This is a genomic window from Mesorhizobium sp. B2-4-14 (assembly GCF_006442155.1).
GTDB lineage: Bacteria > Pseudomonadota > Alphaproteobacteria > Rhizobiales > Rhizobiaceae > Mesorhizobium.
In genome coordinates this window covers 90,306-104,057 of sequence record NZ_VFVA01000007.1, presented here as the reverse complement: position 1 = coordinate 104,057, position 13,752 = coordinate 90,306, and the positions used below count along the sequence as shown (strand labels likewise).

The following is a 13,752-nucleotide window of genomic DNA, read 5'->3' as shown; positions in this document are numbered from 1 at the left end:
GGCGATATGGCGCGCATCGACGTCAACCATGTCAGGCATTCCTATCTGCCTAACCCGCGAACGGACGCCGATTTCGCGCTGCGGGAAGTGCATCATACGTTTGAGGATGGCGGCGCCTATGCGCTGCTTGGGCCATCCGGCTGCGGCAAGACCACACTGCTCAACATCATTTCAGGCCTGCTTCATCCCTCGCACGGCCAGTTGCTGTTCAACGGCAGGGACGTGACCAACCTGTCGACACAGGAGCGCAATATCGCACAGGTGTTCCAGTTCCCGGTCATCTACGACACCATGACCGTCTACGACAATCTGGCGTTCCCGCTGCGCAATCGTGGCGTGACGGAGACCGACGTTGACCGCAAGGTGCGCGAGACGCTGGAAATGATCGACCTGGCGTCCTGGGCCAAGAAGAAGGCGAGAGGGCTGACCGCCGACCAGAAGCAGAAAATATCGCTCGGGCGCGGGCTGGTCCGCTCGGACGTCAACGCCATCCTGTTCGACGAGCCGCTGACGGTCATCGATCCGCACATGAAATGGGTGCTGCGCTCGCAGTTGAAGCAACTTCACCGCCGTTTCGGCTATACCATGGTCTATGTCACCCACGACCAGACCGAGGCGCTGACCTTCGCCGACCAGGTCGTGGTCATGTATGATGGCGGCATCGTGCAGATCGGCTCTCCGGCGGAACTGTTCGAAAGGCCGCGTCATACTTTCGTGGGCTATTTCATCGGCTCGCCCGGCATGAATGTCATGCCGGTGGCGATCGACGGCAGGACGGCGACGCTCGGCTCGCAGCGCATCGAGCTGCCTGGCGTGCCGAAGGCCGGCAGCGGCGCCGTCGAACTCGGCATTCGCCCCGAATATATCAGGCTCGGCCGCGATGGCATGGCCGTTTCGATCAGCAAGGTCGAGGATCTTGGCCGGCACAAGGTGGTGCGCGCCAAGCTGGAGGGTCGCGACATCGCGGCGGTCATCGGCGAGGACGAGACCGTTCCAGCCGAGCCCAAAGTGCGGTTCGATCCTGCCGGCATCAACATCTATGCCGATTCCTGGCGTGTCGAGATGGGGGCTTAGATGGAAAAGACCTGGAACAACAAGGCCTGGTTCCTGGTGCTGCCGGTGCTGGTGCTGGTAGCGTTCTCGGCCGTCATCCCGCTGATGACCGTCGTCAATTATTCGGTGCAGGACACGTTCGGCAACAACGTCTTCTTCTGGGCCGGAACGGAGTGGTTCGAGGAATTGTTGCATTCCGACCGCTTCTGGGAGGCGATGGCCCGCAACCTGATTTTTTCCTTCATCATCATGGCCATCGAGGTTCCGCTTGGCGTCTTCATAGCGCTCAACATGCCGAAGAAGGGCTGGGGGGTGCCGGTTTGTCTGGTCTTGATGGCGCTGCCGCTGCTGATCCCGTGGAACGTGGTCGGTACCATCTGGCAGGTATTCGGGCGCGGCGACATCGGTCTGATGGGCTATTACCTCAACGCTCTCGGCATCGACTACAATTACGTACAGGATCCGTTCGATGCCTGGGTGACGATCATCATCATGGACGTTTGGCACTGGACCAGTCTGGTCGTGCTGCTCTGTTATGCCGGTCTGGTCTCGATTCCGGACGCCTTTTACCAGGCGGCCAAGATCGACGGCGCGTCTCGCTGGGCGGTGTTCCGCTACATCCAACTGCCGAAGATGCAGCGCGTGCTGTTGATCGCCGTGCTGCTGCGCTTCATGGACAGTTTCATGATCTACACCGAACCCTTCGTCGTTACCGGCGGCGGCCCGGGCAATTCGACGACGTTCCTGTCGATCGACCTGGTCAAGACGGCGCTCGGCCAGTTCGACCTCGGTCCGGCAGCGGCCATGTCGCTGGTCTACTTCCTCATCATCCTGTTGTTGTCGTGGGTTTTCTACACCGTGATGACCAATTACGACGCGGAGCGCTGAGATGACCGGCGTCAACGAACGCACCGAACGTAGTGCGATGAACGGGACCGCCGCCTCCGAGGGGCTCGCCAGTTCGCTGTCGCAGAGCGAACTGGACAGGCGGATGCGCCGGCGCGGCGAGGAATCACGCTGGTGGTGGATGGTGCCGACGCTGTACATCTTTGTGCTGCTGCTGCCGATCTACTGGCTCATTAATATGAGCTTCAAGACCAATGCGGAGATCGTCAACTCGCTGACGCTGTATCCGCACGAACCGACCCTGCATAATTACTACACCATTTTCACGCAGTCGGCCTGGTATTCCGGCTACATCAACTCGATCACCTATGTCGTGATGAACATGGTGATCTCTGTCACCGTGGCACTGCCGGCGGCCTATGCCTTCTCGCGCTACCGCTTCCTCGGCGACAAGCATCTGTTCTTCTGGCTGCTGACCAACCGCATGGCGCCCCCAGCGGTGTTCGCACTGCCGTTCTTCCAGCTCTATTCCGCCTTCGGACTCATCGATACCCATATTGCGGTGGCTCTCGCCCACTGCCTGTTCAATGTGCCGCTGGCTGTGTGGATCCTCGAAGGCTTCATGTCGGGCGTGCCGAAGGAAATCGACGAGACAGCCTATGTCGACGGCTATTCGTTCCCGCGCTTCTTCATCAAGATATTCATGCCGCTGATAGCTAGCGGCATCGGAGTCGCGTGCTTCTTCTGCTTCATGTTTTCGTGGGTCGAACTGCTGATCGCCCGCACGCTGACCACGACTGCCGCCAAGCCGATCGCGGCGACCATGACACGCACCGTGTCCGCGTCGGGCATGGACTGGGGGCTGCTGGCGGCCGCCGGCGTGCTGACGCTGATCCCCGGGGCGCTCGTGATCTGGTTTGTGCGCAACTATATCGCCAAGGGCTTCGCCCTGGGGAGGGTCTGATCCATGAACCTCAATTTCACCTGGATGGCATGGACCTGGCCGACGGCCGCCTTCTTTGTCGTCATCGCGCTGCTTCTGTTTGGCATGGGTGTTTGGGAATACGCTTCGCCGGGCGGCAACCCGCGCGTCGGCGTGCTGCGCTTCGAGACGACGCGCGGCGATCGCCTCTTCGTTTCGCTGCTTGGCAGCGCCTTTATCCATCTCGCTTGGTTGGGTCTCGTTGGATCCAACCTGTGGTGGGCTCTCGCTCTCTCCGTGCTCTACGCCGTTGGCGTGTTCCGCTACGTATAGAGGGAGAATACTGATGGAGCGGCCGCGTGTCGGCGGACGCTCCAGATCGCACTTGAAACCTTTTAAAAACTCGGAGGAGACACAATGCGACGGCAATTTTTAACGTCAACGACTGCCCTTGTCCTGTTGCTCGGCGCGGGCAATGCCTATGCCGGAATGGATGAAGCAAAGACCTTTCTCGACAAGGAGATAGGCGATCTGTCGACGCTTTCGCGCGCCGACCAGGAAAAGGAAATGCAGTGGTTCATCGATGCGGCCAAACCGTTTGCCGGCATGGACATCAAGGTCGTCTCGGAAACCTTGACCACACACCAGTACGAATCGCAGGTGCTGGCGCCTGCTTTCACCGCAATTACCGGCATCAAGGTCACGCACGACGTCATCCAGGAAGGTGACGTCGTTGAGAAGATCCAGACCCAGATGCAGACCGGCCAGAACATCTATGACGGCTGGGTCAACGATTCGGACCTTATCGGTACCCACTGGCGCTACCAGCAGGTGCGAAACCTGACTGACTGGATGGCGGGCGAAGGCAAGGACGTCACCGATCCGATGCTCGATGTCAACGACTTCATCGGCACCAAGTTCACCACTGCGCCGGACAAGAAGCTCTACCAGCTTCCCGACCAGCAGTTCGCAAACCTCTACTGGTTCCGCTACGACTGGTTCAACGACGAGAAGAACAAGGCCGACTTCAAGGCGAAGTACGGCTATGACCTCGGCGTGCCTGTCAACTGGTCGGCTTACGAGGACATCGCCGAATTCTTCACCGGTCGCGACGTCGGCGGCAAGAAGGTCTACGGCCACATGGACTACGGCAAGAAGGATCCGTCGCTCGGCTGGCGGTTTACGGACGCCTGGCTGTCGATGGCCGGCAATGGCGACAAAGGCCTGCCGAACGGCCTGCCGGTTGACGAATGGGGCATCAAGGTGGACGAGAACTCTCGCCCGGTCGGCTCATGCGTGGCGCGGGGCGGCGATACCAACGGCCCGGCGTCGGTCTATGCGATCCAGAAATACCTCGACTGGTTGAAGGCCTATGCGCCGCCGGAGGCGCAAGGCATGACCTTCTCTGAATCGGGCCCGGTTCCGTCGCAAGGCAACGTGGCGCAGCAGATCTTCTGGTACACCGCCTTCACCGCCGACATGGTCAAGCCCGGCCTGCCTGTCATGAACGACGACGGCACGCCGAAGTGGCGCATGGCGCCGTCGCCGCACGGCTCCTACTGGAAGGACGGCATGAAGCTCGGCTACCAAGACGTCGGCTCGTGGACGCTGATGAAGTCGACGCCGACCGACCGCGCCAAGGCCGCCTGGCTCTATGCTCAGTTCGTCATCTCCAAGACCGTGGATGTGAAGAAGAGCCATGTCGGCCTCACCTTCATCCGCGACTCCACGATCCACGACAAGAGCTTCACCGAACGCGCTCCCAAGCTCGGCGGGCTGATCGAGTTCTACCGTTCGCCGGCGCGCGTACAGTGGACGCCGACTGGTACCAACGTTCCCGATTATCCGAAGCTGGCGCAGCTCTGGTGGCAGAACATCGGTGACGCCTCGTCGGGAGCCAAGTCGCCGCAGGAGGCAATGAATGGCCTCTGCGCCGATCAGGAGAAGGTTCTGGAGCGTATCGGGAAGTCGGGTGTCCAGGGCGATATCGGTCCGAAGATGGCCGAAGAGCATGACCTTGCTTACTGGAACGCCGACGCGGTGAAGAAGGGCAACCTCGCGCCGCAGCTAAAGCTCGATAACGAGAAGGAAAAGCCGATCACCATCAACTATGACGAATTGGTCAAGAGCTGGCAGAAGTAAGACAATCCATGCGGGCGCCGTGCCCGTGTGAAATTGGGGGAGGCGGCGCATTGCCGTCTCCCTTCTTTGTGTCAAGGCGGAGGACGCGGGAATGAGCGGTTTTGTGCTGGCAATCGACCAGGGAACGACATCGACCCGGGCAATTCTGTTCGACGGCGACATGAAAGTCGTCGGCAGCGGGCAGCAGGAATTCACCCAGCACTATCCCGCGTCCGGTTGGGTCGAGCACGATCCGGAAGAAATCTGGGCAAGTGTCGTGGCTACCGTGAAAGCCGCGCTGAGGGCCCCCGATTGTGAGGCTTCGGATGTGGCCGCCATCGGCATTACCAACCAACGCGAGACCGTCGTCATCTGGGACAAGGCGACCGGCAAGCCGATCCACAATGCCATCGTCTGGCAGGACCGCCGCACCGCGCCGCTCTGCCAAAAATTAAAGAAGCAGGGCCTGGAGAAGAAATTCACCCGCAAGACAGGGCTTCTGCTTGATCCCTATTTTTCCGGCACAAAGATCGCCTGGATGCTGGACAAGGTGAAAGGCGCCAGGAAACGGGCGGAGAGGGGCGAATTGCTGGCAGGTACCATCGATAGCTTCCTGATCTGGCGGCTGACCGGCGGCAAAGTCCACGCCACCGACGCCACCAACGCCTCGCGCACGCTGGTCTACAACATCGCTGAGAATATTTGGGACGACGAACTGCTTTCCATCCTGCGTATCCCCGCCGCTTTGCTGCCTGAGGTGAAGGACTGCGCCGACGATTATGGGGTGACGGAAAAGAGCCTGTTTGGCACGGAGATAAAAATCCTCGGTGTCGCCGGCGACCAGCATGCCGCGACCATCGGCCAAGCCTGCTTCGAGCCGGGCATGATGAAATCCACCTATGGCACAGGCTGTTTCGCGCTGCTCAACACCGGCAACGATCTGGTACGCTCAAAGAACCGGCTGCTGACCACGATTGCCTACCGGCTGAACGGCAACACCACCTATGCGCTCGAAGGCTCGATCTTCATAGCCGGGGCCGCCGTGCAATGGTTGCGCGACGGCATCAAGGTGATCGGCAAGGCCGAGCAGAGCGGCAAACTGGCTGCCGAAGCCGATCCGACGCAGAACGTCTATCTGGTGCCGGCCTTCGTCGGATTGGGCGCGCCGCATTGGGACGCGGAGGCGCGCGGCGCCATTTTTGGGCTGACGCGCAATTCTGGCCCGGCGGAATTCGCCCGCGCGGCACTCGAATCCGTCGCCTACCAGACCCGCGACCTGCTGGATGCTATGCACAAGGATTGGAAAGGCGCCGCAGCCACGGTGCTTCGCGTGGATGGCGGCATGGTGGCGTCGGACTGGACGATGCAGCGCCTGGCCGACATACTCGACGCGCCGGTCGATCGCCCGACCATACTGGAGACGACCGCGCTGGGTGCGGCCTGGCTCGCGGGCTCGAAGGCCGGCGTGTGGCCCAAGGCGAAGGAATTCGCCAAGACCTGGGCGCTCGACCGGCGATTCAAACCGGACATGGACTCCGCCACACGATCCGCCAAACTGGCAGGCTGGCGCGATGCCGTGCGCAGGACCCTGAGCTCGCAATAAGGGGACTGCGCGGATGGATGTGGGGGAAATGACGCCAGATTGGTATTCTGATTGGCGCGATGAGGCCTTCGAACAGCTGAAGGTCAAGAACGAGCGCCTGCACAAAGATTTCCGCCTCGGCACCTGGCCGCGCTATGACTATGACCTGAAAACTGGGAAGCTCCTGTTCTCGGAGGAAGGAACGGTGAAGGTCATTGCCGAGATCCAGATCGCGGGCACCACGAGCGCCAAGGCAAACAACTGGCTCTGGGCCTGGGCAAACGCAAATTTGCCTGGCGAACTCCTCGGCGACGCAAAGCTGGTTCGGTCCTTCGGGGAGAAGAATGGCATAGACGAACTGGCCCGGGCCTATGTGACGGATGGGAACAACGACCTTGAACCGCTCGGTTGGGAACTGACCGGAGCAATGGTGCGGATTTGCAATGCCCTTGGCGCCTATCGCTCTCCAAGCGGCGAAGGTGGTGGACTTTATTTAATCATCAAAAGGATCGGCTGGGCCAACTGATTCGATCCTTTTTTACGATCTCAAGACCATGGGAAACCCCGCGCCCGTCCGGCGCGGGGTTAAAGAGACTCGTCCTTGATAGCTCCAATCAGTAGGGGGAGCGGCACTCCCGACGAGGACCATTGTTCGGCTGGAAGGTATTGTCCGAAGCGCGGTAACTCCGGTAATGGTCATAACACCACTGCACGTGGGCATTGCCTTCGTAAACGCGGTGGTTCTCGCTGTTGACAATAGCGCCAGTGATCAACGCGCCGGTAGCGAAGGCCGCAAGCGGGAACCAGTAGTCGCCATGGCGGCGATAGCCGCGATGATACTCACGATAGCCGCGATGGCCGTTCCAATACATGTCGCCGTTGCGAGCAAAGCTGCGATTGCGCGAGAAACTGCGATTGAACGGACGGTTTCGCCTCCATTCCTGATATTGCACCGTCTGCACATCCGGCGTTGCGATCTCGGGCGTGGGCACATAGGCCGGCTGGGCGTTGACCGGCACGGTCTCCGCAGCAATGAGTGTGGCTGAGAGGGCCGCAGCAAGAAGGCCCGATTTGACTCTGCTCATGGTATTCTCCTCGAGGGTTTTGCGAACGTCCCTGTCGACGGAAAACGAACGTCGCACGCGATTTGTTCCGCGGGAGGCGGGCGGCGGCTATCGGGTGAAGATCGTGGCCCACTCCTGACGGACTGCCCGCCCGACCGGTACCAGCAGGCAAAGGTGCCGCGATTTAGGGCGAAGAAGCGGCTGCCGAGCCGTCTTTTCCGGTTGACCGCTCGCGGCACTCTCCCTATGTTCCGCGCAATTTCGGGGGCGGCCTTTTCGAGCCCGCGGGAGCGCGTAGCTCAGCCGGTAGAGCAACTGACTTTTAATCAGTAGGTCATGGGTTCGAATCCCATCGCGCTCACCAAACATGCTCATCGCCAGCACGACTATGAATACCCAGGGCAACTATATGGGGACCGAACTCGCGCAAGTGCCTGGCACGCGAGTTCACCGTCTGGGATTGCTCATCACCTGCCAGGGCGGCGGCATCCAGCTGATCACACGCCCGGCGTCAAGATCCTTAAGTCTTATATCGAGCACCCGTCGTATAGGTTATTATTCCAATTTTGACCAAGGGGCGACATTGAGTCTTACAAACAGTAACGTCAAGACGTTTCACGTTTGGCTGGCGGCTTTCTTTGTTGGCGCCATTTTCCTGGGTGGCGTATGGCTCGGCAAGATTACGCTACCGATAAGCACGTTGATATTGCCGGTATTCTTCATGAGCCGCGCCCAGTTCAACTTGCGGCTCCCTCCGGCCTGCGTTCCGCTCTTGGTGATAGTCGTCGTCGTCCTGATCCAGTTCGGCATGTATCTCGGTAACCCCGCCTTCAGATGGAAATCCGATCTGGCGGTCTGGCTACCGGTTGCCTTTGCAGGCTTGACGATCGTGGCGCTGAGGCGCGCCTCTATTTCTGATCGGATGGCGCTTCGGTCCATGATCGCCGGCGGCGCGGTGACCGCCGCAATTATGGTTACGATGATCGTGTTTGTTCCAAACGGCGCGTTTCTTCTGCCGGGCCAAGACGCGGCCAATGTCGAGGCTGCATATGCAGCGGACGTGGAGAGGACCACGTCCCGCCCCATCATCGTGCAGCCGTTGGCGCAAGACCCCGCATCCATCGATGCCGAAAATCCTCCCCCTCAAACGCCACCAGTAGCTGCGCCCGCTGGCAGGGAGGCTTTCTCGCCTAAGGTCGGAGATCAAGGGTTCTATGACCTGAAAAACAGAGCCAGAAGCTTCCTTGGATTGTCGAATTATATCGCCGTTTTTTTGGTGTTTCTATTCGCGGTAACGCTTTTTTCCGGGCTTCCTCTCGTCGCCGCGGTCTTTGGTATCCTTGTGTTTCTGACCCTGTCCCGCTTTGGGATAGCCATGCTAGTGGTTGTCACTGGCGTCTATGTCTTGCGCTCGAAAGTGAACCCGGTGAAAGCTGCGACGTCGGCAGCGATCCTCTGCGCAGTCGGTCTGGTTGTTCTATATGTCCTAAGGGACGCCGTGCCACATATGCCTCACTTGGCGTCCTTGATGGCTAGGTTCGAATATTGGCGCTCCGGCGTCGATGCACTGAGGCTGCATCCGATCGTCGGCGCGCCTCGATCTGTCTATCTGATCGAGATGGGCTACAGCATCACATGGAACCCGCACAATTCGATTCTGTGGCTGGCCGTGAACTTTGGTCTTATCGGGGTTGCCGGCTACGGTGCCTACGTATGGATTGCTGTGCGAGAGATTGCCAAAGCGGCCGTCTCGTCCAGCCTCTGGACTGGAGTATTTGTCGGTATGGTCGCGCTCCTGGCATGGAGCTTCGAAGAGATTATCGTGCTTACGCCTGCCTTTGAGCTGTTGCTGGCAGCGATGTACTCCCTGGCGCGGTCCGCCGCCGCAGTTGACCCGCCGACAACGGCCTTAGTCTCCGTCTCGCAACAAGAGTGAGCGATATGTGCAAAGGCAAGGCGGAGAATCCGTTTCGTTCGAAGGCGCAACTGGACTAGCTCGCCCAGCCCTTGTGGGATCTCCGCACGGAAATCGAAGGATGATCGCGAAGCTGATCGGCGCTGTCACCGGTAGTGAAGACGCCGGGGAGGCATGCCTGCGCCTTGACTCGCCATGAACCGTTGCGGCGCGAGGTGATTGACCGCTCAGCCGCTCTGCGACAAATGAACGTGAAGAACGGCGGCTTTCTTTGCAATCAGTCCTTCCAAATCCGCGTCCGACCGTTTGGTGCCGGTCCGTTCCCGCAGCAGCGAGATCACCGCTTTCATAGAAAGCTGGGCCGTCTGACCGCTCAGGATGGCATCCACCGCGCCGGCAACATCCGGCGTCTCCGTTGGTGCTCGCATGATCGGCTCCTTTCTGTTCAGGTCGGCCTCGGTGCCGGCCGGTCCTCTGAGGCCGCGGTCGAAGAAGACGGGCAGGCCGTTCTTGACGGCGAGAGCGGCGACCATATCGTCGAGCTTGCGGTCGGAGAGTGCCGGGTCCGAAGGAGCGGGTTTCAGGATTCTACGGATCACTCGGGCAGCCTGGTCCGTCGACACAAAACCAAAACGCCGCTTTCTGGCCTCGACATATTGTTCGATGATCATGCTCAGACGTCGGGCTGCAACATCCTTCGGTTCCTGCACCTAGGCCTCCTTGGCTGCCATGCGTGCGATATCGGCAGCACAAACAGGAAATAGGGCAGCTTGATCGAACATCAAACAGGGGAATTGGCCATCATTCGCTCCATCTTCTCGTAAGACAGGAACGATCCCGCGCCTGAAGCATTTCGCTCTATGACCAGCTCATTGAGGGAACGCCGGGCCATGAAGATTGCCCATGTCGCACCGCTTTACGAATCCGTGCCGCCAAGGCTCTATGGCGGCACCGAGCGTATCATCTCCTACCTTACCGAGGCTCTCGTCGACCTCGGCCATAGCGTGACCCTGTTCGCCAGCGGCGATACGAAGACCTCAGCCAATCTGGTGCCATGCCGTGAACGGGCGCTTCGTCTCGATCCCCGTCCGCTGAAATCCGAGATAGCGGCGCATTTGTCGATGCTCGACGAGGTGCGCAAACGGGCCGACGATTTTGACGTCATTCATTTTCATCTCAGCCATTTCCTGCATTTCCCGTTTTTCCGCGACATGCCGCAGCGCACCGTGACGACGCCCCATGGCAGGCTGGATTACGCCGACCTCCCACAAGCCTACGATCGGTTCCCGCGGTTCCCGATGATTTCCATATCCCGCAGCCAGCGAGCGCGATTCGCATCCGCGAACTGGCTGGCCACGATCCATCACGGGCTGCCGATCGAGCTCTATGAACCCGATTTCGAGGCAGGATCGGATGGTTCCTATCTTGCCTTTCTCGGCCGGATGTCGCGTGACAAGCGGCCGGATCGGGCGATTGAGATCGCCCGCCGCACGGGGCTGAAACTCAAGCTCGCGGCCAAGATAGGTGATGGCGATCGCGCTTATTTCGAGGAAGTCGTCCAACCGATGATCGATGACGACCGGGTCGAATATGTCGGCGAGATCGGCGAGGACCAGAAGAGCAGGTTTCTTGGCAATGCGGCAGCCTTGCTGTTTCCCATCGATTGGCCCGAGCCTTTCGGCCTTGCCGTGATCGAGGCCATGGCCTGTGGTACCCCTGTGATGGCCTGGAGTTGCGGCGCCATGCCCGAGATCATCGATCATGGGGTCAGCGGCTTCGTCGTCGAAACCATTGAAGATGCTGTGGCGACGATGCCGGCTCTCCTCCAACTCGACAGGCGGCGAATAAGAGCGGTTTTCGAGAGGCGGTTTTCAGCCGACAGAATGGCCAGGGATTATGTCGCGGCCTATTCCCGGCTGAGCGACGGCCATCAGCAAAGCAGAGCCTCCTAGGCCCTTCACCCGTTCGGAAACCCAACACGGGGACAGTCTTCTTGACCATCATCCAACTCGACGAACGCAAGCTTGATCCGGCGATAGCGCTGGCTTCACTCGATGAAACCGCGCCCAGGGAGCCGCACAGGCTCTTCGCGCTCAAGCATGGCGATTGCTTTGCCGTCGCCGATGCCTATGGCGACATCCGTGGTGTCGGCGACGGGTTCTTCCGCGATGACACGCGCGTGCTTTCTGAATATCGCCTCGCGATCGGCGGCCGTTCGACATCCCTTCTTGGTGCGTCGCTCAGCCAGGACAATGTCCTGTTCACCGCCAATCTCACCAATCTGCCGATCGAAACCGTTGGTGGCCGGCCCATTGCGCAAGGCGCCATTCACATCGAGCGCGTCAGGCTGCTGTGGCAGGACCGCCTCTATGAGCGGCTGACGCTGTCGAACTACGGCCGGGAGCATTCCACCATCCTGCTTTCGCTGCGCTTTGCCGCCGATTTCCGCGACATGTTCGAAGTTCGTGGATCGACGCGGCCGAAGCGGGGCACCTCACATACGGCCGAGGTTGGCCGGAGCTCCGTGATGCTTCGCTACGAGGGGCTGGACAAGGTCGAGCGCAAATCGGCGATATCGTTTTCGCAAGTGCCCGACGAACTGACCTCGGAACGAGCGGACTTCCTCATCGCCGTCACCAAGCGCAGCCGCAAGACGCTGTATGTCGAGGTTGGCACCGATGCCAGGGATACGCCCGAACGCGAGCGGTTTCGCGCTGCGGCCGCCCGCGCGCGTTTCGGCATGCGCGCCAAGCGTCGCCACGGCGCAACGCTGCACAGCTCCGGCAGGGTGTTCAACGACTGGATCGAACGGGCGCGTGCCGACGTGGCGCTGCTCACAACGGAGTTGGCGACAGGTCCCTATCCCTATGCCGGCATTCCATGGTTCTCGACGGCCTTTGGCAGGGACGGGGTGATCTCCGCGCTGCAAATGCTGTGGCTCAACCCCGGCCTGGCGCGCGGCGTGCTCGCCTTTCTTGCGCAACACCAGGCAACCGAAACCTCGCCCTTCAGCGACTCCCAGCCCGGCAAGATCATGCACGAAACGCGCAAGGGCGAGATGACGGCGCTCAGCGAACTGCCGTTCGGCCGCTACTATGGCGGCGTCGACACCACGCCGCTCTATGTCCATCTTGCCTGTGCCTATGCTGACCGCACTGGCGACACGGACCTTATCGATGGCCTGTGGCCGTCGCTGTGCGCCGCCGCCGAATGGATCGAAGCCGCGAGCCGGCCGACAGGATTTGTCACCTACCTCCGTGCGGCGGAATCAGGCCTCGCCAACCAGGGTTGGAAGGACAGTTTCGATTCCGTTTTCCACGCCGATGGTCGCATCCCGAAGGGGCCGATCGCGCTGGTCGAGGTCCAGGGTTACGTCTTCGCGGCGTTCCAGGGGTTGGCGAAGCTGGCTCGGCTGCGCGGCGAAGACGAGAAGGCCGAAGGTTGGGAGAGGCGTGCTCAGGAAATCCGTCAGCGGGTCGAAAGCCATTTCTGGGTGGAGGAGCTTGGCTATTATGCGCTGGCCCTGGACGGCGACGGCCAGCCTTGCAAGGTGCGCACGTCCAATGCCGGACACCTGCTTTATGTCGGCCTGCCCGACCCGGATCGCGCGCGGATCGTCGCTGACCAATTGCTGTCGGCTTCATTCCACACCGGCTGGGGACTGCGCACGCTGGCGGATGACGCGATCTTCTTCAATCCGATGTCGTACCACAACGGTTCCATCTGGCCACACGACACCGCGATCTGTGCGGCAGGCCTTGCGCGATACGGCATTCGCGACAGCGTGGTGCGGCTGATGAGCGGTACATTCGAATCCGCCGTCCATTTCAACATGCGGCTGCCTGAGCTGTTCTGCGGTTTCACCCGCGCACCTGGCGAGGCGCCGATCGCTTATCCGGTCGCGTGCTTGCCGCAGGCCTGGTCGGCAGGCTCGGCCTTCATGCTCATGCAGGCGTGTCTCGGCCTTCAGATCGACGGCTGGACCGGTGAAATCCAGGTGACACGGCCGCGCTTGCCAATCGGCATCGACAATCTGGTGGTCCGCCATCTCGCGGTCGCGGGTGTTGCTGTCGATCTGACATTTCAGCGGGTAGGGGACCGCGTCGGCGCTTTCCTGGCCGATCGCCATGAGGGGCTGGTGCCTCTCGTGGTCAGAAGCTGAAAACATCGGAACCATCGCGCGCTGCGGACGTTGGACCCCCGCACGATGGGTGCCGGAACTCAGTCGACGAGGCCCGCCGCGGCATCC

The 13,752-nt window shown here is 60.6% G+C and carries 12 protein-coding genes and 1 tRNA gene; 11 read left to right on the top strand and 2 right to left on the bottom strand.

The features are described from left to right. Window positions 1-6 precede the first annotated feature (6 nt). The 7 genes from FJ938_RS09030 to FJ938_RS09000 all read left to right on the top strand — a co-directional run bounded on the left by FJ938_RS09030 (window position 7) and on the right by FJ938_RS09000 (window position 7,050). Complete coding sequence (locus tag FJ938_RS09030) at window positions 7-1,074, top strand: ABC transporter ATP-binding protein (RefSeq protein WP_140692945.1); 1,068 nt, start codon at window positions 7-9, stop codon at window positions 1,072-1,074. Then, the gene (locus FJ938_RS09025; RefSeq protein ID WP_140692943.1) at window positions 1,075-1,941 is read left to right on the top strand and encodes a sugar ABC transporter permease; all 867 of its coding nucleotides are present in this window, start codon (window positions 1,075-1,077) and stop codon (window positions 1,939-1,941) included. A 1-nt stretch (window position 1,942) separates the two neighbouring features. Beyond that, on the top strand, window positions 1,943-2,863 hold the full coding sequence (locus FJ938_RS09020; RefSeq protein ID WP_140692940.1) for a carbohydrate ABC transporter permease: 921 nt from the start codon (window positions 1,943-1,945) through the stop codon (window positions 2,861-2,863). 3 nt (window positions 2,864-2,866) lie between these two features. Next, on the top strand, window positions 2,867-3,154 hold the full coding sequence (locus FJ938_RS09015; RefSeq protein WP_140692938.1) for a DUF2160 domain-containing protein: 288 nt from the start codon (window positions 2,867-2,869) through the stop codon (window positions 3,152-3,154). An 84-nt stretch (window positions 3,155-3,238) separates the two neighbouring features. Beyond that, window positions 3,239-4,963 (top strand): ABC transporter substrate-binding protein, encoded by a 1,725-nt coding sequence (locus FJ938_RS09010; protein ID WP_140607025.1) that lies wholly within the window; start codon window positions 3,239-3,241, stop codon window positions 4,961-4,963. Window positions 4,964-5,054: 91 nt separating this feature from the next. Continuing rightward, a complete protein-coding gene (glpK, locus tag FJ938_RS09005) occupies window positions 5,055-6,545 on the top strand; it encodes a glycerol kinase GlpK (RefSeq protein WP_140692936.1) in 1,491 nt (496 codons plus the stop codon). Between the two features lie 13 nt (window positions 6,546-6,558). Further along, window positions 6,559-7,050, top strand: coding sequence for a DUF6882 domain-containing protein (locus tag FJ938_RS09000; protein ID WP_246673239.1), 492 nt, complete (start codon window positions 6,559-6,561; stop codon window positions 7,048-7,050). An 88-nt stretch (window positions 7,051-7,138) separates the two neighbouring features. Here the strand turns inward: FJ938_RS09000 and FJ938_RS08995 are convergent, their stop codons facing one another. After that, entirely contained in the window at window positions 7,139-7,609 is a 471-nt protein-coding gene (locus FJ938_RS08995; RefSeq protein WP_140692934.1) for a BA14K family protein, read from the bottom strand. Window positions 7,610-7,876: 267 nt separating this feature from the next. Between FJ938_RS08995 and FJ938_RS08990 the strand changes: the two genes are divergently transcribed. Further along, a tRNA-Lys gene (locus tag FJ938_RS08990) sits at window positions 7,877-7,952 on the top strand. A 3-nt stretch (window positions 7,953-7,955) separates the two neighbouring features. Continuing rightward, entirely contained in the window at window positions 7,956-9,524 is a 1,569-nt protein-coding gene (locus FJ938_RS08985) for an O-antigen ligase family protein (protein ID WP_140692933.1), read from the top strand. Window positions 9,525-9,730: 206 nt separating this feature from the next. Here FJ938_RS08985 and FJ938_RS29365 read toward each other — a convergent pair whose 3' ends face one another. Next, entirely contained in the window at window positions 9,731-10,213 is a 483-nt protein-coding gene (locus tag FJ938_RS29365; protein WP_181168726.1) for a hypothetical protein, read from the bottom strand. Window positions 10,214-10,393: 180 nt separating this feature from the next. Here FJ938_RS29365 and FJ938_RS08970 point away from each other — a divergent pair, with 180 nt between their 5' ends. Beyond that, window positions 10,394-11,455, top strand: coding sequence for a glycosyltransferase family 4 protein (locus FJ938_RS08970; protein ID WP_140692931.1), 1,062 nt, complete (start codon window positions 10,394-10,396; stop codon window positions 11,453-11,455). 41 nt (window positions 11,456-11,496) lie between these two features. Further along, a complete protein-coding gene (locus FJ938_RS08965; RefSeq protein WP_181168727.1) occupies window positions 11,497-13,665 on the top strand; it encodes an amylo-alpha-1,6-glucosidase in 2,169 nt (722 codons plus the stop codon). Window positions 13,666-13,752 lie beyond the last annotated feature (87 nt).